Below are 25,637 nucleotides of genomic sequence, written 5' to 3' on the forward strand. Positions count from 1 at the left end.
ATGCTCTCCTCCCGCTTTGCCGTCAAGCTGACACCGCCAACGCGGACCGGGCCTCATCGGCACGTCGTAACCACACGCGACCCTTCGGTGACCCGGCCCGCGGACGTGTCGCGTGTCGACTTCAGCGGTGTCCACGCCGGTGGTACTGTGGTAAATCCCGAGACCGTGGCTGCCAAGAGGAGATCGAGGCTGTGCCAGATGCGGCGGTTCTCGCCGGGCTCGCCAGCCCTGGCGTGATCAGCGTGCCCAGCCCCTTCTCGGTGCGGACGACGGCGCTGCGGCTGGAACGCCAGATCGAGGTGAGTGGCTATCGCTGTTTGCGGTCATGGATCACGCTGCCGCGGCGCGTAGAGTCGGTGTGCGGATGGCCGACACCCAATTGCTGATCTTCGGCAGCCCCCGTGTCGGGATGTCGGCGATGGTGGCCTCGCGGCTGCTCGCTCTGGAGCTGCCGCTTCGAGCACAGGTGTGGGCAGACGACCGTGCCCGCGTGTGGGTGAGCTTCTCGGACAGCACCTACGGGGTGTCGGACAACGTGATGAAGCCCCTGGACGTGGTCGGATCACTGGTTTCGACGGCGCTGTCGGCGTAGGCCTTGAAGGAGCGTGGGAGTTCCCGGACTTCTTGGTGACGGGTGAGAGCTGACCGCTGAGCGGTCCCGCAGGTCGCCTGCTGCTACTGCAGGAGGTTGACGGCGCGGGCGATCACCAGCGCGCCGATTCCGAGAGAGGCAACCGCTTCCGTCATCATCATCAGCTTGGCCCAGCGCTTGATCGCGGAGATGTCGGTGGGGCTGAAGGCAGTGGCGGTCCAGAAGGCCAGCACGAGGTAGTCGGCGAAGATCGGCACCCAGGTGGTGGGCACGTAGTCCGTGTGCAGCATCTCCGGGAAGATCAGGGCCGGATTCGTATAGGGCTGGTGCGCGCGAGCGGCGGCACCACCGCGATCCAGATCCCAGAACCACAGACCGAAGGCGATCACATTCGTGGCCCAGACCACTCCGCCGGTGGCCAGCAGCGCGCCGGCGTTGTTGGCGAACAACTTGTTGTTGGTCAGGATGTCGGCCACCAAGCGGACGCCGGCGAACAGATTCGCGACCGTCAAGGCGGCGACGGCGACGCTGGTTGTGATCCGCAGCCACGGCTTCCGGCGATCGATGCGGCCGGGATCTCCGATGATCAGCGCGGCCAGCAGGGCGAACATGACGGCCGGGAGGACCCAGACGGGGTTCACTCGGTACTGTGCGGGCAGTGCCACGTGCAGAGCCGTGGCGACCAGAATCGCCAGCGCCACCGGCCACCAGTGCTCGCCGCGTTCAGAGGCCTGGACCGGCGTCGGCGGGGGCGGAGCAACCGGGTTCGGGCCAGATGCCATACCCCATTCTTGCCTCGCCGGTCATGACCTCAACGCAGTGGCGCGCCGGTTCTCCGGCCACGCCGATGCCTCCCTCAACGGCACGAGAGGAGCCGATGGCCGTCGTCCCTGTGTGCCGCCGAGCCCCAGGCAGGGGGTTGCAGCGGCTCGGCGTCGTGGCTGTTCGCCCGATCACCATGGGCGAGCCCGCTGCTCCCAGGCCTCGGCGTCGCTTGAAATTGGGCCGCCGCCGACACGCGCGCCTACAGCGCGCCGCCATCGCACGGTCCGGGAGGTGGCCAAGTTGCTTCGTCGAATGGCACTCCTGTGATGACCCTCTCCACCAGGTCACGAGCTCGGCCACCACGTGAGACAAGGACCTAGCTTTGGTCATCGGTCTCTCTTGGGGCCCGCTCCAGGGCGGTACGGCAGCGCGGACACAGTTGACTGGCTTCGATGTCCTCGCAGTCAGCATCGGTAATCGGGCGGACCTCTGCGATGGACGACAACAGTCTGTGGCACAGTGTGGCGCCGTTGGCGTCGCCAACGATGTGCCACAGTACGGCGGTCGCGACTCCGTACTCGGCCTTCAGCGTCGTCATGGCCGGTGGCCTGCTTCCTCTGTTTCTTGGCGCACTCGGGCGTGGACGGAGCGGATGAGTCGCTGCTGGGGGTCGCTGAGTCCACACAGGCCGGCCATGGTGTCACCGGGTACGGCGTGGGTGCCGCAGATGGCCAGGGTGCCGTGGATCGGCGGTTCGGGGCTGCCGAAGGCGGCCAGGAGCGCCTGGCCGAGCGGGTTGGATTGCTGGCCGGAGGGGAGGGAGTCATCCCCCGTGTAACCGCACAACCCTTGGGCTCTGCCCTGGGCGCGCAGAATGGTGAAGGCGACGGGTCCCGTCTGCGCGGCGTCGGGGTCCTTGAGCATCGTGCGAGTATCGCCGTCACGGAAGTGCAGCCGTCCGTCGGGATCGATGAGGGCATAGATGCCAGGCATGGCGAAGTATCCTCCTGTCCAAGGAGGTTTGGGCGCCAGTTCCAGGCGCGGTGACGTGCCCTCCCGTGCGCTGACCTCGACGTCGGTGTCGTCGGCTTTGGTCCAGGGCAGCTCGGGCCTCGACGAGTGAGGCGTATCCGGTCTCATGCATCTCGGTCGCGGGCGCCCAGACCCCAGCGGGGATCGGGTCCCGACGATCTCCAGGATCCGCCCGAAGAGGTCGTCGAACTCGGCAGCGATCGGCTGGCCTCAGCCTACTCCTTGAAGCCGCCACGGCTCGGTCAGTCTGGCGCAGGCAGCATCAGGGCGGCGGCTCGCCGCAGCCATTGCCGACGCCGGACCACACCCTATGAGTGCGGGGAGTGAGCCAGGCGGCTCTCTCCCGTACCCGGGTCTCGTCCTTTCGCTGTGCGGGTACCCGCATCGCCCTGGCGGACAGGTCGGCTTTGACGACCGTGTTCGCCCGACTGGTCCGTCTCGGCAGAACGCATGTCGGGAAGACGCTGATCAGGCGAGGGCCGACCAGCCGAGAGGGAGCGGCCGGTAGCCAGGGCCGACCATGTCCGACCTTGGGAAGATCGTTGTACACGACTTGTGGATAAGTGTGGACAACGCGGTACTCGCTTCTCTGCTCAGTGGCCGTCGATCCACCATGAAGTGAGTATTCGGCCGCGTGGGTGGAAGTCTGTCAGTTCTGTCCACTTCGTCCGCGGCCGCGCCGGACAAGAGTCGCTCCATCACCTGGTCCGCTGCCCGACCGCGTCAGGCACTGGACCTGTCCGCCCGCTCCGCGCTCGACGCTCTGGACACAGGCGTTCGCAAGGGCCCCGAGCCCGAGAACCTCACGCTGTAGGCGTTCGTCCGTCCCATCCCGGAAGCCTGAGCGCCGGGTTCTGTATCCGACAGCTCCCCCGTGGATGAGTCGACAGCCGGAGCCCGGGTGCGGAGCCGGATGAGCGCCGGGCACGCTGGGCGAGTGCAAGGTTGTTACTAACTGTGACAAGCGAACTGCTCGAGGGGTGGTGGACGATGGCAAGCATTGCGCATCACCGCTTCCTGACGTTGCGTCAGTGTTGCGCGGGAGAGCTGAAAGCCATGGCAAACGGCGCGAACTCGTGAAGAGAGCCTTCGCAGGTCAGCCGGGCCGCCTGGGGCAAAGTCGCAGGTTGCCCGGCTGTACCTCCAAGACCACCCAGATCTACGAGGGCACCAACCAGGTCCAGCGGATCGTCATGGCGCGCAACCTGCCGTAGGGTCAAAAGCGCAGGTCAATGACCTGATTGCGCCATCGGAACAGGCGCCCTTCCGGCCCCGGAAGGGCGCCTGCCCGCGTAGATGTGCGAGATCTACGAGGGCAAGGCAGGGCGGCTGGACAGTGTGATGGCACGGCCCTTGCCGTCATCGCAGGTCAGCGGCATTGAGCGGCCCGGTTGCCCCGCTCCGGCCCGAGGCATCACGGTGCCCGTGAGCACGGTTGTTGCGTGTATGTTGCGTGAGAGATGTCCCAGACCGATTCGAGCCTCCGGTGAGGGGGTTGCCGTCGGGTTCGTTTGCTGAAAGCCGAGAGTCGGGCCATATACGGAGAGTGAGAGCCGATCGGTCCTGTTCTCCCCCGGGCTCGGGAAACTGCATGGGGCCGCTGCGCCTGGGGAGGCGTACGAAGCCTCACGTGCCGTGAGCCTTCCGGCGCGGCCCCGGCGACCGGGCGGACCCTCGACCCTCACCATCGAGAATCCTTGCGAATGGCGCCAGGAAGTCGCTCTGTTCGAGCTTGGTCTAATATCGGCCCGTGAGCGTGCTTCCCCCGTCCGGCCCGGGAAGGGCAGGCGGCGAACTGCGGCGTGTTCTGGAGCGCTTCGATGTCGGCGTCGTGGTGCGCCGGATGGAAGCAGGGTTCGGCCGGCTGCCGGCCTATACCGACTTCGAATGGTCGGTGGACCGAACGGCTGTGGTGCGCTGGAACGTCGACCTCGCTCTGCGCTGGTTGGTCAACGGGATCCCGCCGGACGACTATCTCCTGTCGGAACTGCACGAGTTCCTGCGGGCTCGGGCCGCCGCCGGCCAACCCATCGAGGACAGCATCCTTGTCTACCGGCGCGGCGCGCGCATGTTCTGGGAGGCGCTGCTCGACCTGGCGAGTGACGAGGACCGGGCGGTGCTCGTCGCGGAGTGGGACACGGTCTGGTCCTGTCTGGAGGATTACCTCGATCTGGTCGTGGACGTGTTCGCACAGGCCTACGCAGACCAGCAGGACGCGCCTTCGACGGCCGGTGACCGGCGCGCCCGCGCCCTTTTCGACCGCTTGTGCGCGCGGTTGCCGGTCACGATCGAGGATCGGGACCGTGCCGCGCGGCTCGGGTTCGAGCTTGTCGGACCGTACCGGCCCTTCGCCGCCCTGTTGGCCGGGGCGGGCGTTTCCGGCCAGGCCGATCTGGCGTCGCGGCTGCGCACGGCCGGGGCGCTCGCCTTCACCGAAGGGGTCCGGGTGATGGGTCTGACACCGGCCGGGTTCCGCTGGGCGACGTTTCTTGAGGACCCCCGGCTGATCCTCGCGCTGGACCCGCCGCTCGCCCGCGACCGGCTCAGCGCGGCGGCCGACGGCCTGCGCGCGCTGGTCGCGATCGCGGCCCGGTCCGGGCGCCGGGGCCGGGTCCGCGCCGACGACTACCTGCCCGAACTACTGCTGGCCGATGCACCGGAAGCCTCCGACCGGATCGTCCGGCGGGTTTTCGGTCCCTTGGAGGCGACCGGAGCCGCGGATCTCGCAGACACCCTGCGAAGTCTCGCTGTCCACGGCTTCGACAGCACGAAGACTGCGACCGCGCTGCCGGTGCACCGCAACACGCTCCTGTACCGGGTGGCCCGGATCGAGAAGCTCACCGGTCTGTCACTCAAGGACCAGCGGGACCGCACGCTCGTGCTGCTCGCGGTCACCTGGGAGACCGTCGCCGCGGACGTACGGTCGGTCTGGTGACGGCACGACTCCGTCGGCCGGGGCCGTCCTCCGGGTGCATCTAGGCTGGTCGGGCGATGCTCCGGATACCGCGTGCCAGGCCGAGTTGCATAGCGCCGAGCATGATCAGCCACAGCCCGGCCAAGAAGGACAGCGTCAGCAACGAAAGCCCTGGCCAGGCCAGCAGCGTCAGGCCGGCGAAGACGCCGAGCAGCCCGATGAAGACGTTCCAGCCTCGCCCGGGCAGACCTGGGTGGTCGAGAGCCGCGAACACAGCGGTGAAGCCGTCCACGATCCAGTAGACGCCGAGCAGTAGTCCCAATGCGAGCAGCGTGATCAGAATGTGCCGGATCGCGTACAGCCCGAGTAGCAGGCTCACGACGCCGAGGACCGCGGTGAGGGTGCGGGCTGTGCCGGTCTCTCCCAGGCTTGCCGATCCGACGAGTCGGAAGACTCCGGCTGCGATCAGTTGAGCGCCGAAGACCACGGCGAGCACGACGAGGGTGGGGCTGGGCCACGCCACGGCGATGAGGCCCGTGACAATCGAGACCAGCCCGTAGAGCAGATGCCAGGACCAGGAACCGCCCAGGCGGGCGATGAGGCTCTTGTTCATGCCGCGACGCTATGGGCGCCGCCGGTGGGCGAACTCCCAAAATCCCGCCAAGTCTTCGTGCCCTCGCACAACAGGGGCGGGCGTTCAATGGCGACGAGGATCCCGAAGGACGTGGTCCGGTTGCCGATGGGGGAGTGCAGGTCATGGCCGTTCCTGGTAGCTGGGAAAACTTCGCCGTGATGACCGGAGGCGCCAGCGCGGCCCTCACCGGACTGTTGTTCGTCGCGGTGTCCCTGAACGCGGGGCGGATAGCCAGACACGCAGACCTGCGGGCGATCGCGGGGCAGACCCTCGTGCTGTTCGTTGCCCCGCTGGTCATGGCGACGCTTCTGCTGACACCCCGCCAGCCCGACCGGGTCCTGGGCGTCGAACTCATGGCGGCCGGCGTGTGCGGGGGCCTGAGCCTACTGGCCATCGGGCGGCGCAGACGCGGGCCGGCCGCCGCCGGCAACCGGGTGACCGGCCTGTTCGACCGCCGGGACACCAGCGTGGTCGTCATGCTGCTGTTCGTGGGCAGCGGGGCCGTCCTGGCGGCCGGCAGGCCCGCCGGCCTCTACCCGCTGGTGCCCGCCTCGCTGGTGGCGTTCCTCAGCGGGGTGCTGAGCGCATGGAACTTCCTGCTCCCGCCGCCGGACCTGGTGTAGCGGCGCTCTGCCTCCGGTCCGCACCGATTTCTCTGGAAGGTCACACCCATGTACGCCATGCCCCGGGTCGGTCACGGGCCTGCGGCGGTCGCCCGGCTGCGCGGCGTCATGTGCGAGCTCGACAGTGAGCTGATGGTACGTCGGCTGGCAGGTGAGCTGAGCGACACTCCCGTAGGCCGGATCGGCGGCCAGGGCTGCCGGCCCGACGTGAGGGAGGACATCGTCCGCCGCAGCGCCGAGCTGATCAGGAACTGGTTGGTCAGCGGGCAGGAGCCCGCCACGGGCGCGCTGTCGGAACTGTACGAGGCGGCGCGCGTGGCGGCCGGGTGCGGTCTGACCGCCGAGGACGTGTTCCGTGCCTGTTGCGCGGTTGCGCGGTCGGTGCGGGGTACTCTCCTCGAGTCCAGTCCGGCCGAGGAGTGGTTCCTGCTCGTGCCCCAGCTGGACGTGCCGTGGGCCTTCCTGGACGTCGCGCTGACCACGGTCGCTCGGGCCTTCGCTGACCAACGAGACCTTCCGTCGGCCGGCGACAACGCCCGTGCGACGATGCTGTTCGCCAGCCTCTGCGCCCGGTCGGCGACGACCCTTGAGGATCTCGACCGGGCGGCGCGGCTGGGCTTCGTTCTCGAGGGCCCGCACTGCCCGTTCGTCGTGGCGATCGAGGGCGGTTCGGCCGCCGCACACGCCGGCCTGGCGGCCCGCCTGCGGGCCGAGGGCGCGCTCGCCTGCGCGCAGGGGTATCGCGTTGCCGGTCTGACCGGGCCGGGATTCGACTGGACGGTCCCCCTGGCCGACAGTGCCTTGATCCTCGCCACCGCGCCGACGACCGCGTCGGAAGGGATCGCTGACGCGGTCGGCAACCTGCACGATCTGGTCACTCTCGCGTCGAGAGCGGGGCGCCGAGGACGCATCCGCCCCGACGACTTTGTGACGGAGATCATGCTCGCCAACTCTCCGCAGTTGGCGGAGACCATCACGCAGCGGGTTCTGGGGCGGCTGAACACCGAGGACCCCACCGGGACCCTGGCGCAGACCCTGGCCTGCCTCGCCGTACACGGATTCGACCGGTCGGCGACCGCGGCGGCGCTCCCGGTCCACCGCAACACCCTGCTGTACCGCATCAGTCGGATCGAGAAGCTGTCCGGTCTCGACCTCGATCACCACGCGCATCGTGAGCTGGCCCGACTGGCCGTCGTCTGGACGGAGGCGGTCGGCGTGGGCGCAACCGGTCGTTCCGGGTGAGCGGGCCGGGCAACGGAATCCTGGCCGGCTCGCTCACCTGACGCCACCTCAGATCTGCGCGCCGGGGCGGAGTTGGGGGCCGCGCGGCCCGTAGTCCAGGTCGGCGGATCCGTGCCCGGCGCCGATGAGCAGGTCGGGGGTGTCGAACCGGTCCATGACCGCCTCGATGAAGACCAGGGAGTCGTGCGGTGCGGCGAGAGCCTCCTTGAGCTCTTCGAGCGTCGAGACGGTGCACGACCGGGCGGTGGTGCCGGGCTGGAACACCTGGGGCAACTGCGCGTAGGACCAGTTGGCCACGTCGTTGTAGCGTGCGGTCCTGCCGAGGATCGTCCGTTCGATGGTGTAACCGCCGTTGTTGACCAGGAGGATGATCGGCTTCAGGTCGTGCCGCAGCATTGTGGACACCTCCTGGGCGGTGAGCTGGAACGAGCCGTCCCCGACGAAGAGCAAGTGCCGCCGGTGCGGTGCCGCGAGGAGGGTTCCGAGAGTGGAGCCGACGCTGTAGCCGATCGAGCCCCAGACGGCCTGGGTGACGAACGTGCAGTCCGGCGGCAGGCTGAGCCCCCACGCGCCGCCGTTGGCGGTGCCGTCCTCGGCGATCAGCACGTCGCCCGCGCGGACGAACTCCTGTATGGCTGCCCAGTATTCGCCCTGGGTGAGTCGGCCCGCGGTCGGTGGGGTGTTCGTTGCGACCGGCATCGGGACCGGGCGGGTGATCTGCCGGTCAGTGACCGGCTCGACTGCGTCGATCACGGCGTGGAGAAGTTCCTTGAGCGTCACCGCCTGGTAGTTCACGCCGTCCACGTCCGCCGAGTAGGCGTGCAGCCGGATCGCGGAATCGGGGATCGCGTCGTTGAAGCAACTGGTCGTCAGGTCGACCGGCCGGTATCCCAGTGTCACCAGGCAGTCGCTCTTCTCGACCGAGTCGCGGGTGACCGGCAGGCTGCCCGCTCCCGCGTACAGGCCGACAGAGGTGGGTGCCGTCTCGTCGATGACGGCCTTGGAGGTGACCATGGTCGCCACCGGCAGCGCCAGCTTCCCGGCGAGCTCCGCCACCTCACCGGCGACACCGAACCGGTCCACATCGAGATCGATGACGACCGCCGGCGCGGTGGCCGCGGCCAGCCTGGCGGCGACGGCGTCGGCGCAGGCCCGCAACCGCTCGGGATCGCTGGCCGGCAGGGCCAACCGCAGCGGCTCGTCCGGAACCTCGATGTCCAGGTAGACGATGTCGGAGGGGAGTTCGAGGTAGACCGGGCGCTTGAGCTGCCAGGCGGTGGTGATCAGCCGGTCGATCTCGATCACCGCGTTCTGCGGGGTGATCCTCGCCTGCGCCGCGGTGACCTGCTCGAACGCGCGGTAGAACGTGTTCTGGCTGCCGTCGGCCGGGGTGTGGTGCATGAGCAGCCGCTGGTCCACCGCCTTCAGCGGCAGCGAGCCGCAGACGACGACCACCGGGACGTGCTCGCTGTTCGCCCCCGCGACCCCGTTGATCGCGCTCAGCGCGCCGACCCCGTTGGTGACGACGAGACCCGCGATGCCGTTCAGTCGCGCGTAGCCGTCTGCGGCGTAGGACGCGTTCAGTTCGTTGCAGGTGCCGACCCAGGCGAGCGCGCCCCCGTCCTCGATCTGCTGCATGAAAGCGAGGTTGAAATCGCCGGGGACGCCGAAGAGGTGCGCGATCCCCGCCTCGCACAGGCGCCGCAGGAGGAAGTCCCCGATGGTGCTTGTGGTCATTTGTCCTGCCTCCTTGGTCGAGTACGCCCGGATGCCGGCACATACCCATGGTCGGGGCGAGGCCTACCTCGCCCATGCCCACCATGCTCACGGCAGGGATGTTGTGCACAGGCCCAACAAGTGGGCGGGGTCCTGTGCCCCGGGCACAACGCGACGACTGCCACGCTGGGCAGCCACAGGGCGTGAGCCGAAGAGGCTCGTGCTCTTCCAAATCCCTTACTGCGACGGAGGGTTGCAGACATGCCCACGACACCGGACACGATCGTACTGATCCATGGCCTGTGGATGACGCCACTCGCCTGGGAACACTGGGCGGCGCGCTACGAAGAGCGCGGCTTCACCGTGCTGACGCCCGGCTACCCCGGAATCGAGCCGGGGGAGGCCGGGGTGAAGGCGCTGCGGGAGGACGCCTCGGGTATCGCCGGTGTCGGTGTACGCGAGGTGATGGACCACCTCACCCGCGTGATCGGAGAGCTCGACACCCCGCCGATCATCATGGGCCACTCGTTCGGCGGGACCTTCGCCCAACTGCTGGTGGGCGCCGGCCTGGGGGCGGCCGGGGTGTCGATCGACGGCGCCGCGGTCAAGGGCGTGAACGCGATGCCGATCTCGGAGCTGCGTTCCGTGCTGCCGGTCCTGAAGGACCCCGCGAACGCGCGGCGGGCTGTCCCGTTGACGCCCAAGCAGTTCCACTACGCTTTCACCAACACCCTGGACAAGGACGCCTCCCGGTTGGCATACGACCGCTACGCGGTGCCGACACCGGCCCGCATCCTGTTCCAGGGCGGTCTCGCCGCTGTCACCCCGCACGCGGCCACGACCTTCGACTTCACCGACGGCGAACGGGGACCCCTGCTGTTCGTCTCCGGCGGCAGCGACCACATCTTGCCGCCCGTCGTGCAGCGGCAGAACTACGAGAAGAACGCGAAGCACTCCGCTGCGATCACCGCCCACACGGTGTTCGACGGTCGCGACCACTTCACCTGCGGCGAGCCCGGTTGGGAGGCCGTTGCCGACTTCGCCCTCGATTGGGCCCTGAACCCACGCGCCGGAGTCCTCGACGCCACCACCGGCGACCCCCGCTGACGGGATCCGACCGAAACCGCTGAGAACGGAGACACTCGTCATGTCGAAAACAGTGGCCGACGGCCTGTGGGAGATGCTGGTCAGCGCAGGCGTACGGCGCTGCTACGGCATCGTGGGCGACGCGCTCAACCCGGTGGTCGACGCGATGCGCCGCAACGGCCAGGTCGACTTCGTGCATGTGCGCAACGAGGAGTTCGGTGTTTTCGCCGCGGTCGCCGAGGCGAAACTGACAGGGCACCCGGTCGCGGTGTGCGGGACCGCGGGCCCCGGGGTCGTGCACCTGATCAACGGCATGCTGGACGCCCTCAAGGAACAGGTTCCCGTCATCGTCCTGGCCGGCGACACAGAAACCCATCTGATGGACAGCGAGACCGTTGAGGAGCTGAACCCCTATCGGTTCTTCGCGCCCGCGTCGGTGTACGTGGGGCGGCTGGTGAGTCCCGGCCAGCTGCGTACCGTCGTGACCGCCGCGGTGACGGCAGCGATGACACGGGGCGGCCCCGCAGTCGTCTCCCTGCCCGGCGACGTGGCGGCGGCGCCCGCGCCGAAGGACCGCTACGAGATCCGGCTGCCGCGCCCGCTGCGTGCGGCCGCCGGGCCGGACGACCTCGCCGCCATGGCCCAGATCATCAACGATGCCGGCACCGTGGCGGTCTTCGGCGGCCAGGGCTGCGCCGGGGCGCACGCCGAAGTCACGGCCCTGGCCGGGAGGCTGAGTGCACCGGTCGGCTACTCACTCAAGGGTAAGCCGATCCTGGAGCACGACAACGCGAACGCGGTCGGGATGACCGGCCTGTTGGGCTACGGCGGCTGTCATCACGCGCTCCAGCACGCGGACGTGCTGCTGATGCTCGGCACCGACTTCCCCTTCAGTCCCTTCCTGCCACAGCACGGCACGGCCCGCGTCATCCAGGTCGACCACCACCCGGAGCGGCTCGGCCGGCGCGTCCCGGTGGACCTGGCCGTCGCCGGCGACGTCCAGGCCACGGTGGCGGCGCTGCTGCCCCTGGTCGAGCCGAAGCCCGATAACGGGTTCCTCGCCCGCTGCGTGGAGGAGACCGAGCGATTCCACCGCCGTATGCGGCACTACACCGACAAGGGGCCACGAATCAAGCCGATCCGGCCCGAGTACCTGGCCGCGGTCCTCAGCGACCTCGCCGACGACGACGCGTTGTTCTTCGCCGACACCGGAACCGCCGTGATCTGGGCTGCCCGGCACATCCGCTACGGGCCGCGGCGCCGGTTGTTCGGATCGTTCTCGTGGGCGTCGATGGCCACCGCCTCACCCGGGGCGTTCGGCGCCCAGCTCGCCTTCCCCGGCCGGCAGACGATCGCGCTGTGCGGCGACGGCGGCTTCACCATGCTCGCGCTCGGCGACCTCCTCACGGAAGTCCAGCGCAGGCTACCGGTTGTGCACATCGTGCTGAACAACAGCGGCCTCGACTTCGTCAAGATCGAGCAGCAGGAAGCCGGCCTCGTCCCGTTCGGGACAGACTTCGCCAACCCCGACTTCGCCGCCGTCGCCGAGGCCATGGGGGCCAAAGGAATCCGCATCGAAGACCCCGAAGACGTGCCGGACGGACTCGCGGCTGCGCTGTCACACACGGGCGGCCCGGTCGTCGTGGACGTCCTCGTCGACCCCTACGCCCTCGCCGTCCCCGCCCACGTCCCCGCCGGCCCAGCCGCCGGATTCACCCTCAGCGCGGCACGACAGGTCCTCGCCGGCAGCCTCGACGACGTCATCGAAACCGCAACGCACAACGCCCGGCTCATCTGAACGGCTGCCCAGTCGACAGAGGAGGACGCACCATGACCGACAGCCACGACTCCTCGCCGGACGCACCGGACGCGATGCCCGGCGGCTGGCGCGAGATCTACCACGGCGGCTCACTGGAGGCCGAAGAGGTCCAGGTGCTCCCGCTCGACGACCTGACCGTCCTGCCGACGACGCGTGCTGTCGCCGACACCACTGAGGGGCCCGCCTTCCACCGTGCCGTGGTGGACCTGCCTGAGCCGGCCGACGCCTTCGTCACGGTCCCGGGAAGCGACCGAACCCTGGGGTCTGGGTCAACGGCTTCCTCCTCGGCCGCCTCGCACCGAGCAGGGTCCGCAAGTCACTCTCTACGCCCCCGGACCGCAGTGGCGCGCAGGAGCCAACGAGGTCCTGGTCCTCGACCTTGTCGGCACCGCCGCGCCGATCACCCTGGAGCTGCGGGTCGAGCCCGCCCTCGGGCCGACCACCCCCGCGCCCGGGTACTGATGGCCCGGCGGTCTCAGAACGGTGGCGTGGCCGGGGCGGGGCCGAGTGTGGTGGTGCCCGGCGCGGCCTGGTGCTGGAGACCATCGCGGTAGGCGTCGAGTGCTTCCTCCAGGCGTCCCGCGCGGCGCAGCAGATCCCCGAGCAGGCGGCACAGGTCGGCCAGATCGGTGGCGGCTCCGGCGCCGGTCAGCAGGTTGAGGGCGGCCCGGTAGTGGTCCTCGGCGGCAGCCGGGTCGCCGCGCTGCTCGGCGATCCGGCCGAGGAGCCGGTGCGCCGCGCCCGCGTGCACCGCGCCGCGGCCGTGGTGCAGCTCCTCGGTCAGGTCGGTCAGCAGCGCCGCGGCTTCGTCAGGGCGGCCCGCGCGGCGCAGCACGTCGGCCAGTTCGACGTCGATCTGCTGGGTGTAGAGGGTGGACTGATCGCGTGCCAGCAGCTCCCGGGCGAGACGCAGTTCCCGCTCGGCGGCGGGCAGGTCGCCGTCCTGGGCCCGGAGGTAGCCGCGCATCCAGTGGCAGTGGGCGAGTTCGATGCCGATCCGCAGCTGCCGGTAGAGCTCCTCGGCCTTCGACAGGGACGCCTCGGCCTCTGCAGCCCGGCCCTCGGCCAGCAGGGTACGCGCCACTCCACGGTGCAGCCGGGCGACCAGCGCGGGGTCGTCGACCTTGGGGGCCAGCGCAAGGGCGAGGTCGGCGGCCTGGGCGGCGCGGCGGTGCGCGCCGAGGTCCATGTAGGGGCCCATCACCGCGGAGTAGAGCAGCAGCAGAGCGTGCGGATCCGCCAGCCCGCCGGTGTTTAGCTGGTCGATCGCGCTCTCGAGCAGGTAGCAGCTGTAGCGCAGGTCGCCGGCAAGCAGGTGGGCGACCGCCCGGCCGCGCAGAGCCGGCACCCGCTGCGGCAGCGGTGCCTCCCGCAGCAGTTCCTCGCAGCGTTCGAAGGATGCGATGGCCAGGTCCAACTCGCCGAGATCCAGGGCGCAGTCACCAAGCCCCAGCAGGGCCGCCGCCTGCTGCTCGCCCAGGCCGTGCCGCTCGGCCTCGGCGGCGAGCTCCCGGTAGTCCTCTGCCGCCTGAGCGGGCTCGCCCGCGCAGAGCAGTTGGCGGGCCTCGGCCAGACGCAGTCCAAGCTCGCCGGCCAACTGCGGGGGCCGCCCCGTGGCCAGCAGTTCGTAGGGCACGTCGAGCCGGTCGGCCAGGTAACGCAGCGCGGCCTCGGAGGGGCGTACCTTGCCGGCCTCCAGAGTGGAGATGTAGGCGGCGGTGTAGTCCGGCTCCGCCAGGGCACGCTGGGTCAGGCCGCGCTCGGTCCGAAGTCTCAGCACCCGGCGGCCGACGGCCTGCCGATCGGTCGGCTCGTTCACTGGCGTCACATCCCCAGACACTACGGCCGCAGGCGCTCTTGCCGGAACCGGGCGGCGCCACTAGCTTGGCGGCGATGTAAGTCTGGCACTTAATCAGAGTTACATAGCGATTTACGTCGTCATCCCCACTCCTGCACCTCCTCCTGCACCGGAACGGGACCCCATGCGCATCCACCAGGCCCTGGTCAGCGGCGCCGCCACCGTCGCCACCGCGCTCAGCCTGCTCGCCGCCGCACCCACCGCCCACGCCATGGCCGTCACGACCGTCCACGCCCGCGCGGAACGGACCTTCGTGGCGGCGCCGACACCGCCCGGGCTGCCGCCGCTGGTCAACGGCAGCGGTCCGATCTGCTGGTTCGGCGCCTGCTACGACTACGTGGCCGGGCGTCAGCGCACCGACACCGCCGGCGCCACCGTCCGAATGCTCCAGGCGTCGCCGACGCTCACGTCCGGCGACACCAACGCACACTCGCTGCAGGAGCTGGCCCTGCAGTCCGCGGACCAGAAGTCCACCGTCGAGATCGGCTGGACCGTCGACCTCGGGCTCAACGGCGACCTGCTGCCGCACCTGTTCGTCTACCACTGGGTGGACGGGGCCGTGAGCTGCTACAACGGCTGCGGCTTCGTCCAGGTCTCGCGCACTGCCAAGGCGGGCATGGCACTGCGACCCGGCGAGGCCGCCGAGTTCTCGATCCGGAACATCGCGGGCGACTGGTGGGTGTTCTACGACGAGCACGCGGTGGGGTACTTCCCCGGCTCGCTGTGGGGCGGCGGCTACACCCGCGCCCAGGTGATCACTGCCTTCAGCGAGGTGGCCCACGCCACCGGCAGTACCTGCGAGCAGATGGGAGACGGCCGTTTCGGCACCGCCGACGGCTCCGGCTGGATAGCCGACTACCGCCTGCTCGACGCCACCGACCGCCCCCAGCTCACGGTTGCCGCCACCAGCCCCGCTCTTTACGACGCCGGGCGCGTCACCCGGACATCGTTCCACCTCGGCGGCCCCGGCACCGGGCCCTGCTGAACCTCTGTTGCGCTCCTGAACAGCGCCCTGGAAGGCGGACGAGTTGGCCTGTGCTCCGGGCGCGTTGGTCGACTTCGGGCTGGTTACTGACTGTGACATGGGAACCGGTCGAGGATTGGTAGGTGATGGCAGGCGGTGCACATTTCCGCTTCTTGACGTTGCGTCAGTGTTGCGCGGGAGGGCGGAAAGCCATGGCAAGCGGTGCGAACTCGTGTAGAGAGTTTTCGCAGTTCAGCCGGGCTTCTGGGGTAAAGCCCCAGGCAGCCCGGCTGTACCTCCAAGACCACCCAGATCTACGAGGGCACCAACCAGGTCCAGCGCATCGTCATGGCGCGCAACCTGCCGTAGGTAAAAGAGCTGGTCAGACCGTATATTGTGCCGTCAGGAGGGCTCCTTTCCGATCACGGCTGGGGGCCCTCCCGCGTAGATCTGCGACATCTACGAGGGCGTGGCTGCGCAATGAGTGACTGCGGCAGTCTGATCCAGGACGTCGCTGCAGGTCAGCGGCTTGTCGTGATTCGGCTGTGCCGTTCCGCCGCGCTGCCCAGCGGGGCGTACGAGCGCCGCTGTTGCGCGTATGTTGCGTCAGAGGTGCGCCAAGGCGATTCTCGCTTCCGCTGACGTCGCGTTTGCCGACGACGAGTTGGGAGTCGCGGCATGCGCGGAGAGTGAATGTGGACTGGACCCAATGTGCTGGGACCCATGGCTGGGGGCCGCACGGCTGTGTGTCCTGTCGTCGTCAGCGGCCGCGGCTGATGATGTCCTTGGGCGTCGTTCCGTCGAGGTGGGCGGCGACATTCTCCAGCGCGGCCGCGGCAATACGACGCACAGTCTCACGGGTGACGCCGGCGAGGTGGGGGGAGAGGACGACGTTCGGCGCGCGCAGCAGCCGCAGCGCGGCGGTCGGGGGTTCGGGGTCGAAGACGTCGAGACCAGCTCCCGCGATCCGGCCCGCGATCAGGGCGTCGGCCAGGGCCTCCTGGTCAACGACTGCCCCGCGGGCGGTGTTGACCACGAACGCGGTGGGCTTGAGCAGCGCGATCCGTTCGGCGTCGAGGAGGTTCCGGGTCCCGGCGTTCAATGGGACGTGCAGCGAGATGTAGTCGGAGCTGCGCAGCAAGTCGTCCAAGGACACCCGTCGTGCGCCGGTCCGCTGCTCGGCGTGGGGGTGGGCGCGGCGGGCGTCGTAGAGCACGGTCATGCCGAAGGCGGCGGCGCGAACGGCGACCTCCTGGCCGATGGCGCCGAAGCCGATCAGGCCCAGAGTCTTGCCGTGTAGTTCGGTGAGCGAGCGTTGCAGGCCAGGCGCGGTCCACTCGGCGCGGGCGAGCGCGTTGTGAGCGGGGACGATCTGCTTGGCCAGGGCCAGTATCAGCGCGAAGGTGTGCTCTGCGACGTTGTGGTGCTCCGCGCCGCTGGAACCGATGGTGGCGACGGTCACTCCGCGAGCGCGGGCGGCCGCCAGGTCCACGTAGTCGAAACCGTGACTGGTGCACTGGACGAACTCCAGCCGCGGGGCGGCAGCGAAGTCGGCTGCGGTGACCGGCGCGAGGGCGGTGACCACCACGTGGGCGCGGGCCAGCGCGTCGGGAACCTCCGTCACCGACTCCACCGCGGTGACCTCGGCGCAGTGGGCGACGCGTGACGCCAGGGCCGCGGCGGCGCGCCGCCCGCCGGCGTGAGGCGGCACGACAGCGATCAGATGCTTGCGGTCGTTCATGGGGCCTTTCGGGTCGTGGCCCTCAGCTGTCGGCGCGGACGAGCGCGCCGGGGCTGAGTTCAGCGGGACGGGAGTAGCCCGAGAGGGCCATGGTCAGTTCGAACTCGGCGAGCAGGGTGCGCAGCACGTGGGTGACGCCGGCCTGCCCGTCCAGACCGAGGCCGTAGGCGTACGGGCGGCCGAGCAGGACGCCACTTGCGCCGAGCGCCAGGGCCTTGAGGACGTCGTCGCCGGTGCGGATGCCGCTGTCGAAGAGCACGGTGAGCCGGTCGCCGACGGCGCGGGCGATCGCCGGCAGCGTGTCGGCCGCGCCGACGGCCCCGTTGACCTGGCGTCCGCCGTGGTTGGAGACGACGATGCCGTCCATGCCGGCGTCGGCGGCGCGGCGTGCGTCGTCGACGTGCTGGATGCCCTTCAGGACGATCGGGCCGTCCCAGTGCTCGTGCAGGAACGGCAGGTCGTCCCAGGTCTTGCTGGGATCGGAGAACATCCGCGACCAGTGCCGCACCGCCGCCTGCGGGTCCTCCTCGACCGGTTTGGCCAGGCTGGCCCGGAAGGCCGGATCGCTGAAGTAGTTGGCGGTGCCGATGCCACGCAGGAACGGGATGTAGGCCTGGTCGAGGTCGGTCGGCCGCCAGGCGAGCAGCCACGTGTCGAGGGTGACGACCAGCGTCGAGTATCCGGACGCCTTGGCCCGGGCCAGAAAGCTCCGGGTGACCTCGCGGTCCGTGGGCCAATACAGTTGGAACCACCGCTCGGCGCCCGCTCCCATCGCTTCGGCGACCTCCTCCATGGGGGTGCTGGAGGCCGAGGAGAGGGTGAACGGCAGGCCGAGGCGTGCGGCGGCCCGTGCGGCGGCGGGCTCGGCGTCGGGGTGCATGATCGACAGCACCCCGATGGGGGCCAGTGCCAACGGGGCGGGCACCGCCCGGCCGAACAGCTCGACCCCCATGTCCCGTTCGCTGACGTCGCGCAGCATCCGCGGCACGATCTGCCAGCGGTCCAACGCATTGCGGTTGGCACGATCGGTCCGGCCGCTGCCGGCGTTGCCCGCGACGTAGCCCACCGGGCCCGGCGCGAGCCGCTGCGCGGCCAGAGCCTCCAGCCGCGTCAGATCCGTGGGCAGGCGTGGGACGGTGCCCGCCATTCCCTTGAGGTAGATGTCGAACTGGTAGTCGTGCCAGTCGTCGTTGTCGCGGTTCGTCATGTGTTCGATGGGTCCTTCGGAGGTTTGGATCAGGTGGAAGCCCATGCCGAAGGGGGTTGCCCCAGGGCCGGTCCGGTGAGCTGGGGAGGAGCCGGTTCAGCGGGCGGCGTAGGCCCCGTCGACGAGGTGGAGACTGCCGTGGACGAAGGAGGCCCGGTCGGAGAGCAGGAACGCGGCCATCTCGGCGACTTCCTCGGCGGTTCCGAGCCGCCCGGCCGGGTGCAGGCCCACCAGGAGGTCGCGCTTCGCCGGGTCGTAGGCGGCCAGCAGCGGGGTGTCGATGAAGCCCGGAACGACTGCGTTGATCCGGACGCCCTTGGCCGCGTACTCGAGGGCCGCCGTCTTCGTGAGACCGACGACGCCGTGCTTGGCCGCGGTGTAGGCGGGCGTGTTTGGGAAGCCGTGGGTGCCGCACGTCGATGCCATGTTGACGATCGCCCCGCCGCCGGAGGCGAGGATCGCGGGGATCTCGTGGCGCAGTGAGTAGAAGACGCCGTCGAGGTTGGTGGCGATGACGCGGCGCCACTCCTCCAGCGGGTACTGGCCGGTGGGGGCGGTGACGCCGCCGATGCCCGCGTTGTTGACGGCCAGGTGCAGGCCGCCGAGGCGGTCGGCGGCGGTGCGGACGGCTTCCTCCACCGACGCGGGGTCGGTGACGTCGACGCGGACGGCGATGGCCGTGGCGCCGGAGGCGGTCAGCTCCGCGGCAGCCTTGGCAGCGCCCTCCTGGTTGAAGTCGGCGAGGGTGACGGCGGCGCCACCAGCGGCGAGTCGGCGGGCGATGGCCAGTCCGATACCGGACGCGGCTCCGGTGACGAGGGCGTTGCGTCCGGTGAACTCGCCGGCGTCATGGGGAGTGGAGTTGGGATTCATGGGCGGGGCGTCTCTCTTCGCTATGTCTTGGGGTTCAACGGGCGGGAACGATGAGGGCCTTGGCAGCCTCGGGTGGGGTGGCCAGGTTCCGGAGGGCGCGCAGTTCTCCGCGTTCCATCAGGACGGCGCACACGACTGCTCCCCGTTCGTCTCACCGACGGTGACGGCGCTGCCGCCGTGGATGTACCGCAGTGTGATGTCCTGCGCGTGGGCGGCTTTCTCGGCGAGGTACTGGATGCTGACGGCGTCGATGACGGAGTCGAACGCGCCGTCCTCGGTGAAGTTGATGTTGGCGCCGGTCACCAGGACCAGCATCACGGTGTCCTCGGTGTTGTCGGCCGGGGTGTGCAGCGTGTGGACCGAGCCGCCGGGCTCGTACAGGAAGCAGCCGGCGGTCTGGGGCTGATCCGGGTACTCCGCGTAGTGCCAGCGGCCGGAGATCGTCCAGACCTCGGCGGTCCCGGTGTGGTAGTGGACCGGTACTGTGCGGCCCGGGGCCATGTGCACCAGTACCACCCAGCGGCCGGCCTCGGGGTCCAGGCGCAGCAGTTGGACGTCGGCGCCGTCACCGAAGGCGCGCTTGAGCATAGGCGCGGTGGTGGTGTCGATGGTCAGCAGCTCGGTCTGCGGCAGGGCGATGAGCGGCAGCGTCGCTCCGCTCCTCGTCGTCGCGACGGTGGGGGTGGGGATGACGGACATGGCGTGGTCCTCCTGGAGAGGGTCGTGGCGGCCCCCGGCGCAGCACGCGTGCTGCGCCGGGCGCCTGCCGGGGCGTGACGAAAGGCGAGGGATGACCGAGATGCGACGAGGGACCCGTCCCGGGACCCTGTCAAGGGGTGCTGACGACCGGTTCGGTCCGCTGCACCGGAGTTGAGCGGGTCGCCAGCCGGGCGGCGTCGCGTTCCGGGTCGATGAGCAGGAGGCCGGCGGTGGAGCCGACGACGAGCGCTGCTCCGATGATCAGGAACGCCGAGCGGTAGCCGGCGAGAGCAGGGTGCGCTGCGGCGACGAGTGCCCCGACGAACGCCGGGGCGATGACGGCCCCGAGGCTGTAGACGGCCACCACGATCCCGAAGGCGGCGGTGCGCCGGCGCGCCGGGACGAGGTCGGACAGGCCCGCGAAGACGATGGCGTAGCCGCCGCCGATGCAGCAGGTGCTGAGCGTGAGCACGGTGACGAACAGCGGGCCGCGTCCCAGCCAGGGGTAGACCAGCGTGAGCAGCGCTCCCACCAGGACGACGGCGCTGGGCATGACGCCTCGGGTGAGGCGGCTGCCGTGCCCTCGGCGGGTCAGCGCGCGGGAGGCGAACCCGATGGTCACGAGGGCGATCGAGGCGCCGAGGAAGGGCAGTGCGACCAGGACGCCGGTGGTGGAGGTGTCGTAGCCGAGGCCCTTCTCGAAGTAGAGCGGCAGCCAGCTGAGCTTGGTGGCGGCGTCGGCGTAGGCGACGAAGAGCAGGGCCAGGGCCCCGGCCATGGTGCGGGTGGCGAATAGACGGCGCAGGGGGACGGTGTCGGGCAGCGGGCGCGGCTGCGGCGCCGCGGTGTCGGTGCCGGTGTCCTCCGGTCCCTCGCTCCCGAGGAGCAGCCAGAGCAGGGCGACGGCTCCGCCGAAGACCGCGAGGACGCCGAACCCGGCGTGCCAGGACTGGTTCTTGATCACGGCGGTCAGCACGGGCGAGGCGACGAGGGGCCCGGCGCCCGCCCCGAGCAGCACCACGGCGGTCGGCAGGGCGCGACGTTGGGCCGGGAACCAGGAGTGGGCCGCCTGCAGGGCGATGGCGAGGGTCGGCCCCTCCGCGAATCCGAGCAGGACGCGGCAGGCGACGGCGCCGGTGAAGCCGATCTGTCCGGTCATCGGGGAGAGGCTGACGGCCCACAGCAGGGCGATGCCTCCGAGGAGCCATCGGGCGCTGACCTTCCCGCCGAGCCATCCGCCGAGCACGGAGCCGACGGCGAAGAGCCAGAAGAAGCTGCTCTGAACCACCCCGAAGCCGGCGTCGCCGATCCCGAGGTCCTTCTTGAGCGGTGCGCCGGCGAGACCCACGCCGATCTTTGCGGCGAAGTTGGCGAGCATCAGCAAGGACAGCAGGGCGACGACGAGCCAGGCGCGTCCGGCGGTGCGGGCCGGCCCGGCGGTGTCGGACGGTGCTGCGTCGGACGGTGTGGTGGGGTCCATGGCCAAGGCGGACTCCTCGGAGTGAGGGCGGTGTTCCGGAGGCGGGCAACAGACCAGAACTGAATCATTAGTCACATCCTTGTGCAAGGCCTCTGGGGCCATCACTCGGTTAGTCTTCTGCTGATAGTGGCTCCAGGATGTCCAGTTACTGATTCTTTGTTCACTCTCAATCGCCCATGGAGGTTCTCGTGCCGGTGACGGTGGAACGTGCGTCGGCTGACCCGGCCGGAGTGGATGCCGTCGAGGTGCTGCGCCTGGCGGCTCTCGGCCGTGACCGGTTCCAGGGCCGGTGCCACGCCGGCGCGCCGGGGCGCGGCTTCGGTGGCCTGGTGGTGGCGCAAGGCTTGACGGCGGCCGGACTGACCGTGCGGGCAGGGCAGCTGCCGCACTCGCTCCACAGCTACTTCCTCCTCCCCGTGGACCTGGAACAGCCCGTCGCCTACGAGGTCGACCGGGTGCGAGACGGTCGCGGATACTCGGCACGCCGGGTGACGGCTCGCCAGGCCGGAGCGGAGGTCTTCACGTTGACTGCGTCGTTCAAGGCGCCTGAACGCACGGCCGCGGTCCTGCCGGAGCGTCAGCGCGAGATGCCGTCCGGGCCGGAACCGGAGGGCCGGCCGAACCTGCTCGACGCCTGGCGCGAGAACGCCGCCGCGCGGCGGGTGTGCAGCTCCCGGCCGTTCGAAGTGCTCGATCTGCGGCACGTGCCCCAGGCGCAGGTCCGTGCCGCTGGTCGGCCGGGCGACTGTCGTCAGCAGACCTGGCTGCGAACGCCCGCACTGCTGCCGGATGATGCGCTGCTCCACGCCGCCTTGCTCGTCTACGGGTCGGACCTGCTGTTCGCGCCGACCGCGGCGCTGCACGTCGAGGAGCCCGCCGTGGCGAGGTCGGCCGCGCCGCAGGTGTTCATGACCTCACTCGACCATGCGGTCTGGTTCCACCGGCCGTTCCGGGCCGACGAGTGGCTGCTCTTCGACCAGCGCAGCCCGTCCGCTGCGGACGGGCGCGGTTTCGTCCGGGGCGAGCTCTGGTCGCGCGACGGAACGCTGGTCGCGTCCGTCGCTCAGGAGACCGTCCTGCGGCCACTGCGGCCGCAGGACGGCTGATACCCGGTCGGCGGCTGGGCCCAGCGACCCCTGCCGCCGGCCGGGCGGCTTGCCAGGCCCGGCGCGGTCAGTCGTCCAGCAGCAGGGCCATGCCCAGGTCCACGAGACGTTCGCGCAGGTCCGGCCACCGGTCGGTGCCGCCGGAGCGGACCACGAAATAGACCATCCCCTGCACGGCGAGGACGATCATCTTCAGCTCGGCGGTGTCACGGCCGGGTCGCACCGCGTCCAGTGTCTGCACCCACACGTCACGGTGGTCGCGCTGCACGCGGCGCAGTGCGGTGCGCTCCTTCTCGGGCAGCTGGTCGCGCTCGTTGGTCAGGATGCCCAGGAGATGGACCTGGTCGAGGGCGATGGTGATGCGGGCGCGCAGCAGCCGCTCCAGGGCGTCGCGCGGGTCGCGCGCCTGGCTGAGGGCCTCCTCGGTGCTGCTGTACATGCGCTCGACGCCGCGGTTGACCGCGGCGACCAGGAGGTCGGTCTTGCCGGGGAAGTGCCGGTAGACCCCGGAGGCGACGATGCCGGCGGCCTTCCCGATGTCCGCCACCGTGACGGACTGGTAGCCGCGCTCGTCGAAGAGGCGGATCGCCTCGGTGAGGATCTGGTCGCGGCGCGGGCGCTGCAGGCCGGGCACCGGAAGGCCGACGCCTTCCGGCGTGCCCGTCGCGGCCCGTGCTCCGCCGTGTTCTGGGAGCGGGCACGTCGCGACGACGGTGGCCAGGCGGTAGGCCAACTGCTCGTCCTTGCGGCGGGAGAGGCTGATCCGGTGGCGCGTCTGGGCTCCCAGCGCGCCCAGGACCGCGGCGGCGACCAGGCCGGTGTCGGCGTCGTCCAGATCGGTGCGGCCGACGCGCAGCAGTGGCTCCAGGTCGGCGACGACCTCGGCCTCGCGGGTGTCGATGACGCCGCGCTGGGCGCCGTCGAGGTGGCGGGCCTCGCGCTCCCAGGTGGCGAGCAGGCCGCGAGGGCGTCCGGCGATGAACTCGGCCAGGCTGCGCAGCGCTTCGTCGAGGGTGCCTGCGGCCTTGATCCGGGCGTCGACCTGGTCCAGCCCGTCCAGGACGGTGTGCAGGAGGAGGTCCTGCTTGTTGCGGTAGTGGTGGTAGAGCGCGGACGGGCCGATGCCCAGGGCCTCGGCGACGTCGGACATCGACACGTTGTGGTAGCCGCGCTCGACGAACAGGTCGGCTGCCGCCTGTCGGATCAGGGCCTTGCGATTGGGCGGCCTGCGCGTCGCCATCTGCCTGCCTTCCTCGCCTGCGGTCGAGCCCAAGGTTAGCGAACCCCTCCCCGGCATTCGCCGCCCCGGTGCCCACGCTGCCGCAGGGCCGGCGGCGGAGGAGTCTCAGGGGGTGACGATGGGGAACCAGAACGGGAACTCGTCGAGCAGGTCGAAGAGCCCCGCCATGGCGGAGGTGTCGCCGGTGACGCGGACGGTTCCGTCGGCCGTCTCGGTGGTCAGGTCGCCGGCTCCGAACAGGACCCGTTCGAAGGCGCGGCGGTCCCAGAGCACCGAGGCGTCGGCGTCGTCGAGCGTCCGGTCGGGGGTGTAGGCGAGGACGCCGTTGCGGAGCCGCACGGCGAAGGTGCGCCGTGTTCCGTCGGGTTGCGGGAAGGTCCAGTTGAAGGCGGCCGTGCGGTCCCAGGCGCGCGGTCCGTTCAGGCGGATGCCCAGGTAGTCCAGCAGCATCTCGAGGGTCATCGCCGCCAGGACGTCGGGGGTGGCCAGCTTGACCGCGCCCAGGTCCCGGACCCCGTGGCGCAGTTCGAAGGCGCCCATCAGGTACTCGTTGCGCCAGGTGGCGCACTCGGCCTGGTAGCCCAACTGCTCCAGGGCGTCGGCCTGGAGGCGGCGGGCGGTGGTGTTGTCCGGCTCCGCGAAGACCAGATGGGTGAGCAGTTCGGAGACCCACCGGTACTCGCCGGCGGCGAACGCCTCACCGGCGGTGGTCAGCACGGAGTCGGGCCCGCCCATCGCGGCGACGTAGCGGGGTGCGGAGCGCTCCGGCGGGAGCGGGTCCAGGCGGGCCGGGTGGCTGTCGTACCAGCCGAGGTAACGCTGGTAGACGCCTTTGGCGTTGTGGCTGGCGGTGCCGTAGAAGCCGCGGACGTGCCACTCGCGGGCCAGGGACGGCGGCAGTTCGACCAGGTCGCCGAGCTCGGCGAGGGTGTGTCCGTGGTTGGCCAGTCGCAGCGACTGGTCGTGCAGGTACTTGTAGGCGTCGCGCTGCTGCTCCAGGAACGCGACGACGTCGGCGTTGCCCCAACGCGGCCAGTGGTGCTGGGCCATGACCACGTCGGTCTCGGCTCCGAACAGCTCGATCGACTCGTCGAGCTTCTTCCACCAGCCGGCGGCGTCGCGGATCTCCGCGCCGCGCAGGGTGTAGATGTTGTGCATCGTGTGCACGGCGTCCTCGGCGGCGCAGAACAGGCGCAGCGCCGGGAAGTGGATCATGAACTCGGACGGCGCCTCGGTGCCGTTGGCCATCTGGAAGACCATCTCGACGCCGTCGACCGTGCGCTTCTCGCCGGTGGTGTGGACGGTGTCGGTGGGCTCGATGAGGGTGAAGCTGCCGCCGTGGGCCGGGGTGGCGGTGAGTCCGGCGCTGACCTGGCCCTGCGGGCCGCGGGCCAGGACCGGGCCGTACTGGTAGAGGGCTCGCCGGGTCATCGCGTTGCCGGCATAGATGTTCTCGGAGACCGCCTCCTTGAGGAATCCCTCCGGGGCGATCACGGTGACCCGGCCTGCGTCCACGTCGGCTTGGTCGACGACGCCCTTGACGCCGCCGAAGTGGTCGCCGTGGCTGTGGGTGTAGATGACGGCGACCACGGGGCGTCGGGGGCGGTGCCGGTAGTACAGCTCCAGTGCCGCGTGGGCGGTCTCGGCGTAGATCAGCGGATCGATCACGATGACGCCGGTGTCGCCCTCGACGACCGTCATGTTGGCCTGGTCGAAGCCGCGGATCTGGTAGACGCCTTCGACCACCTCGAACAGGCCGTGGTAGGCGGCGAGTCTGGCGTGGCGCCACAGGCCCGGGTGGACGGTGGGCGGGGCCTCGTCGGTCTTGAGGAAGTCGTAGCGGCCCAGGTCGATCATCACGTGGCCGTCGGCGCGTCGGATGACAGGCGGCTCCAGGGTGCCGAGGAAGCCGCGGGCGGCGTCGTCGAAATCCCTTCGGTCCTCGAAGGGGAGGGTGGCCGCCGCGCGTCGCTGGGCGGCCAGGGTCGCCTCGGTGGCCGGCTTCGGGGCCAGAGCGGGATCGGGCGTCGTCGGGTTGGGCATGGG

The 25,637-nt window shown here is 70.2% G+C and carries 22 protein-coding genes; 9 read left to right on the top strand and 13 right to left on the bottom strand.

All coding sequences use genetic code 11. From position 1 onward, the window contains the following. The first annotated feature begins 313 nt into the window (after nucleotides 1-313). Nucleotides 314-592 (top strand): DUF302 domain-containing protein, encoded by a 279-nt coding sequence (locus TR50_RS22110; RefSeq protein ID WP_500803126.1) that lies wholly within the window; start codon nucleotides 314-316, stop codon nucleotides 590-592. A gap of 83 nt (nucleotides 593-675) precedes the next feature. Here the strand turns inward: TR50_RS22110 and TR50_RS22115 are convergent, their stop codons facing one another. The 3 genes from TR50_RS22115 to TR50_RS22125 all read right to left on the bottom strand — a co-directional run bounded on the left by TR50_RS22115 (nucleotide 676) and on the right by TR50_RS22125 (nucleotide 2,350). Then, entirely contained in the window at nucleotides 676-1,374 is a 699-nt protein-coding gene (locus TR50_RS22115; protein ID WP_152648556.1) for a hypothetical protein, read from the bottom strand. 359 nt (nucleotides 1,375-1,733) lie between these two features. Then, the gene (locus tag TR50_RS22120; RefSeq protein WP_042424418.1) at nucleotides 1,734-1,955 is read right to left on the bottom strand and encodes a hypothetical protein; all 222 of its coding nucleotides are present in this window, start codon (nucleotides 1,953-1,955) and stop codon (nucleotides 1,734-1,736) included. Next, nucleotides 1,952-2,350 (bottom strand): hypothetical protein, encoded by a 399-nt coding sequence (locus tag TR50_RS22125; protein ID WP_042424421.1) that lies wholly within the window; start codon nucleotides 2,348-2,350, stop codon nucleotides 1,952-1,954. The genes TR50_RS22120 and TR50_RS22125 overlap by 4 nt, the downstream gene beginning before the upstream one ends. Before the next feature lie 1,115 nt (nucleotides 2,351-3,465). On the opposite strand from TR50_RS22125, the gene TR50_RS46860 reads away from it, so the two are divergent. Together TR50_RS46860 and TR50_RS22130 are read left to right on the top strand one after the other, a co-directional pair. Continuing rightward, on the top strand, nucleotides 3,466-3,603 hold the full coding sequence (locus TR50_RS46860; RefSeq protein WP_160311151.1) for a hypothetical protein: 138 nt from the start codon (nucleotides 3,466-3,468) through the stop codon (nucleotides 3,601-3,603). A 536-nt stretch (nucleotides 3,604-4,139) separates the two neighbouring features. Beyond that, nucleotides 4,140-5,324 carry a PucR family transcriptional regulator gene (locus tag TR50_RS22130; RefSeq protein WP_042424424.1) on the top strand — a complete coding sequence of 395 codons (1,185 nt, stop codon included), beginning with the start codon at nucleotides 4,140-4,142 and terminating at the stop codon, nucleotides 5,322-5,324. A gap of 40 nt (nucleotides 5,325-5,364) precedes the next feature. Here the strand turns inward: TR50_RS22130 and TR50_RS22135 are convergent, their stop codons facing one another. Next, nucleotides 5,365-5,916, bottom strand: coding sequence for an HdeD family acid-resistance protein (locus tag TR50_RS22135; protein WP_042424431.1), 552 nt, complete (start codon nucleotides 5,914-5,916; stop codon nucleotides 5,365-5,367). A gap of 143 nt (nucleotides 5,917-6,059) precedes the next feature. Here TR50_RS22135 and TR50_RS22140 point away from each other — a divergent pair, with 143 nt between their 5' ends. Then, nucleotides 6,060-6,560 carry a hypothetical protein gene (locus tag TR50_RS22140; RefSeq protein ID WP_042424610.1) on the top strand — a complete coding sequence of 167 codons (501 nt, stop codon included), beginning with the start codon at nucleotides 6,060-6,062 and terminating at the stop codon, nucleotides 6,558-6,560. A 48-nt stretch (nucleotides 6,561-6,608) separates the two neighbouring features. Further along, nucleotides 6,609-7,802 carry a PucR family transcriptional regulator gene (locus TR50_RS22145; protein WP_042424434.1) on the top strand — a complete coding sequence of 398 codons (1,194 nt, stop codon included), beginning with the start codon at nucleotides 6,609-6,611 and terminating at the stop codon, nucleotides 7,800-7,802. 48 nt (nucleotides 7,803-7,850) lie between these two features. Here the strand turns inward: TR50_RS22145 and TR50_RS22150 are convergent, their stop codons facing one another. Then, nucleotides 7,851-9,539 (bottom strand): alpha-keto acid decarboxylase family protein, encoded by a 1,689-nt coding sequence (locus tag TR50_RS22150; RefSeq protein WP_042424442.1) that lies wholly within the window; start codon nucleotides 9,537-9,539, stop codon nucleotides 7,851-7,853. A 240-nt stretch (nucleotides 9,540-9,779) separates the two neighbouring features. On the opposite strand from TR50_RS22150, the gene TR50_RS22155 reads away from it, so the two are divergent. Together TR50_RS22155 and TR50_RS22160 are read left to right on the top strand one after the other, a co-directional pair. Next, entirely contained in the window at nucleotides 9,780-10,625 is an 846-nt protein-coding gene (locus TR50_RS22155) for an alpha/beta hydrolase (protein ID WP_042424446.1), read from the top strand. Nucleotides 10,626-10,665: 40 nt separating this feature from the next. Then, on the top strand, nucleotides 10,666-12,402 hold the full coding sequence (locus TR50_RS22160) for a thiamine pyrophosphate-dependent enzyme (protein WP_042424448.1): 1,737 nt from the start codon (nucleotides 10,666-10,668) through the stop codon (nucleotides 12,400-12,402). Between the two features lie 496 nt (nucleotides 12,403-12,898). Here the strand turns inward: TR50_RS22160 and TR50_RS22165 are convergent, their stop codons facing one another. Further along, nucleotides 12,899-14,242, bottom strand: a complete 1,344-nt coding sequence (locus TR50_RS22165; protein ID WP_042424450.1) for a tetratricopeptide repeat protein — start codon at nucleotides 14,240-14,242, stop codon at nucleotides 12,899-12,901. A gap of 163 nt (nucleotides 14,243-14,405) precedes the next feature. Here TR50_RS22165 and TR50_RS22170 point away from each other — a divergent pair, with 163 nt between their 5' ends. After that, nucleotides 14,406-15,266 carry a neprosin family prolyl endopeptidase gene (locus tag TR50_RS22170; protein WP_042424453.1) on the top strand — a complete coding sequence of 287 codons (861 nt, stop codon included), beginning with the start codon at nucleotides 14,406-14,408 and terminating at the stop codon, nucleotides 15,264-15,266. Between the two features lie 739 nt (nucleotides 15,267-16,005). On the opposite strand, the gene TR50_RS22175 is transcribed toward TR50_RS22170, so the two are convergent. The 5 genes from TR50_RS22175 to TR50_RS22195 all read right to left on the bottom strand — a co-directional run bounded on the left by TR50_RS22175 (nucleotide 16,006) and on the right by TR50_RS22195 (nucleotide 21,245). After that, on the bottom strand, nucleotides 16,006-16,986 hold the full coding sequence (locus tag TR50_RS22175; protein ID WP_042424456.1) for a 2-hydroxyacid dehydrogenase: 981 nt from the start codon (nucleotides 16,984-16,986) through the stop codon (nucleotides 16,006-16,008). A gap of 22 nt (nucleotides 16,987-17,008) precedes the next feature. After that, a complete protein-coding gene (locus TR50_RS22180; protein WP_042424613.1) occupies nucleotides 17,009-18,193 on the bottom strand; it encodes a lactate 2-monooxygenase in 1,185 nt (394 codons plus the stop codon). A 96-nt stretch (nucleotides 18,194-18,289) separates the two neighbouring features. After that, the gene (locus TR50_RS22185) at nucleotides 18,290-19,066 is read right to left on the bottom strand and encodes an SDR family NAD(P)-dependent oxidoreductase (protein ID WP_042424459.1); all 777 of its coding nucleotides are present in this window, start codon (nucleotides 19,064-19,066) and stop codon (nucleotides 18,290-18,292) included. A 117-nt stretch (nucleotides 19,067-19,183) separates the two neighbouring features. Next, a complete protein-coding gene (locus TR50_RS22190) occupies nucleotides 19,184-19,765 on the bottom strand; it encodes a 2,4'-dihydroxyacetophenone dioxygenase family protein (protein ID WP_042424462.1) in 582 nt (193 codons plus the stop codon). Between the two features lie 130 nt (nucleotides 19,766-19,895). Continuing rightward, a complete protein-coding gene (locus TR50_RS22195) occupies nucleotides 19,896-21,245 on the bottom strand; it encodes an MFS transporter (RefSeq protein ID WP_042424464.1) in 1,350 nt (449 codons plus the stop codon). Between the two features lie 176 nt (nucleotides 21,246-21,421). Here TR50_RS22195 and TR50_RS22200 point away from each other — a divergent pair, with 176 nt between their 5' ends. Beyond that, nucleotides 21,422-22,351, top strand: coding sequence for an acyl-CoA thioesterase (locus TR50_RS22200; protein WP_084700733.1), 930 nt, complete (start codon nucleotides 21,422-21,424; stop codon nucleotides 22,349-22,351). A 67-nt stretch (nucleotides 22,352-22,418) separates the two neighbouring features. Here TR50_RS22200 and TR50_RS22205 read toward each other — a convergent pair whose 3' ends face one another. Beyond that, the gene (locus TR50_RS22205; RefSeq protein ID WP_052441205.1) at nucleotides 22,419-23,591 is read right to left on the bottom strand and encodes a TetR/AcrR family transcriptional regulator; all 1,173 of its coding nucleotides are present in this window, start codon (nucleotides 23,589-23,591) and stop codon (nucleotides 22,419-22,421) included. A 105-nt stretch (nucleotides 23,592-23,696) separates the two neighbouring features. Then, nucleotides 23,697-25,634: an alkyl/aryl-sulfatase gene (locus TR50_RS22210; protein WP_052441206.1), complete on the bottom strand. Its 1,938-nt coding sequence runs from the start codon at nucleotides 25,632-25,634 to the stop codon at nucleotides 23,697-23,699. Nucleotides 25,635-25,637: the final 3 nt, after the last annotated feature.

Origin of the sequence: Streptacidiphilus anmyonensis, assembly GCF_000787855.1 — a bacterium.
GTDB lineage: Bacteria > Actinomycetota > Actinomycetes > Streptomycetales > Streptomycetaceae > Streptacidiphilus > Streptacidiphilus anmyonensis.

What these genes read in the sequence shown, in the direction of transcription:
- TR50_RS22115 (WP_152648556.1), bottom strand. Translation starts at nt 1,374, where the DNA reads ATGGCATCTGGCCCGAACCCGGTTGCTCCGCCCCCGCCGACGCCGGTC.
- TR50_RS22120 (WP_042424418.1), bottom strand. Translation starts at nt 1,955, where the DNA reads ATGACGACGCTGAAGGCCGAGTACGGAGTCGCGACCGCCGTACTGTGG.
- TR50_RS22125 (WP_042424421.1), bottom strand. Translation starts at nt 2,350, where the DNA reads ATGCCTGGCATCTATGCCCTCATCGATCCCGACGGACGGCTGCACTTC.
- TR50_RS22135 (WP_042424431.1), bottom strand. Translation starts at nt 5,916, where the DNA reads ATGAACAAGAGCCTCATCGCCCGCCTGGGCGGTTCCTGGTCCTGGCAT.
- TR50_RS22140 (WP_042424610.1), top strand. Translation starts at nt 6,060, where the DNA reads ATGGCCGTTCCTGGTAGCTGGGAAAACTTCGCCGTGATGACCGGAGGC.
- TR50_RS22145 (WP_042424434.1), top strand. Translation starts at nt 6,609, where the DNA reads ATGTACGCCATGCCCCGGGTCGGTCACGGGCCTGCGGCGGTCGCCCGG.
- TR50_RS22150 (WP_042424442.1), bottom strand. Translation starts at nt 9,539, where the DNA reads ATGACCACAAGCACCATCGGGGACTTCCTCCTGCGGCGCCTGTGCGAG.
- TR50_RS22155 (WP_042424446.1), top strand. Translation starts at nt 9,780, where the DNA reads ATGCCCACGACACCGGACACGATCGTACTGATCCATGGCCTGTGGATG.
- TR50_RS22160 (WP_042424448.1), top strand. Translation starts at nt 10,666, where the DNA reads ATGTCGAAAACAGTGGCCGACGGCCTGTGGGAGATGCTGGTCAGCGCA.
- TR50_RS22170 (WP_042424453.1), top strand. Translation starts at nt 14,406, where the DNA reads ATGCGCATCCACCAGGCCCTGGTCAGCGGCGCCGCCACCGTCGCCACC.
- TR50_RS22175 (WP_042424456.1), bottom strand. Translation starts at nt 16,986, where the DNA reads ATGAACGACCGCAAGCATCTGATCGCTGTCGTGCCGCCTCACGCCGGC.
- TR50_RS22180 (WP_042424613.1), bottom strand. Translation starts at nt 18,193, where the DNA reads ATGACGAACCGCGACAACGACGACTGGCACGACTACCAGTTCGACATC.
- TR50_RS22185 (WP_042424459.1), bottom strand. Translation starts at nt 19,066, where the DNA reads ATGAATCCCAACTCCACTCCCCATGACGCCGGCGAGTTCACCGGACGC.
- TR50_RS22190 (WP_042424462.1), bottom strand. Translation starts at nt 19,765, where the DNA reads ATGTCCGTCATCCCCACCCCCACCGTCGCGACGACGAGGAGCGGAGCG.
- TR50_RS22195 (WP_042424464.1), bottom strand. Translation starts at nt 21,245, where the DNA reads ATGGACCCCACCACACCGTCCGACGCAGCACCGTCCGACACCGCCGGG.
- TR50_RS22200 (WP_084700733.1), top strand. Translation starts at nt 21,422, where the DNA reads ATGGAGGTTCTCGTGCCGGTGACGGTGGAACGTGCGTCGGCTGACCCG.
- TR50_RS22205 (WP_052441205.1), bottom strand. Translation starts at nt 23,591, where the DNA reads ATGGCGACGCGCAGGCCGCCCAATCGCAAGGCCCTGATCCGACAGGCG.
- TR50_RS22210 (WP_052441206.1), bottom strand. Translation starts at nt 25,634, where the DNA reads ATGCCCAACCCGACGACGCCCGATCCCGCTCTGGCCCCGAAGCCGGCC.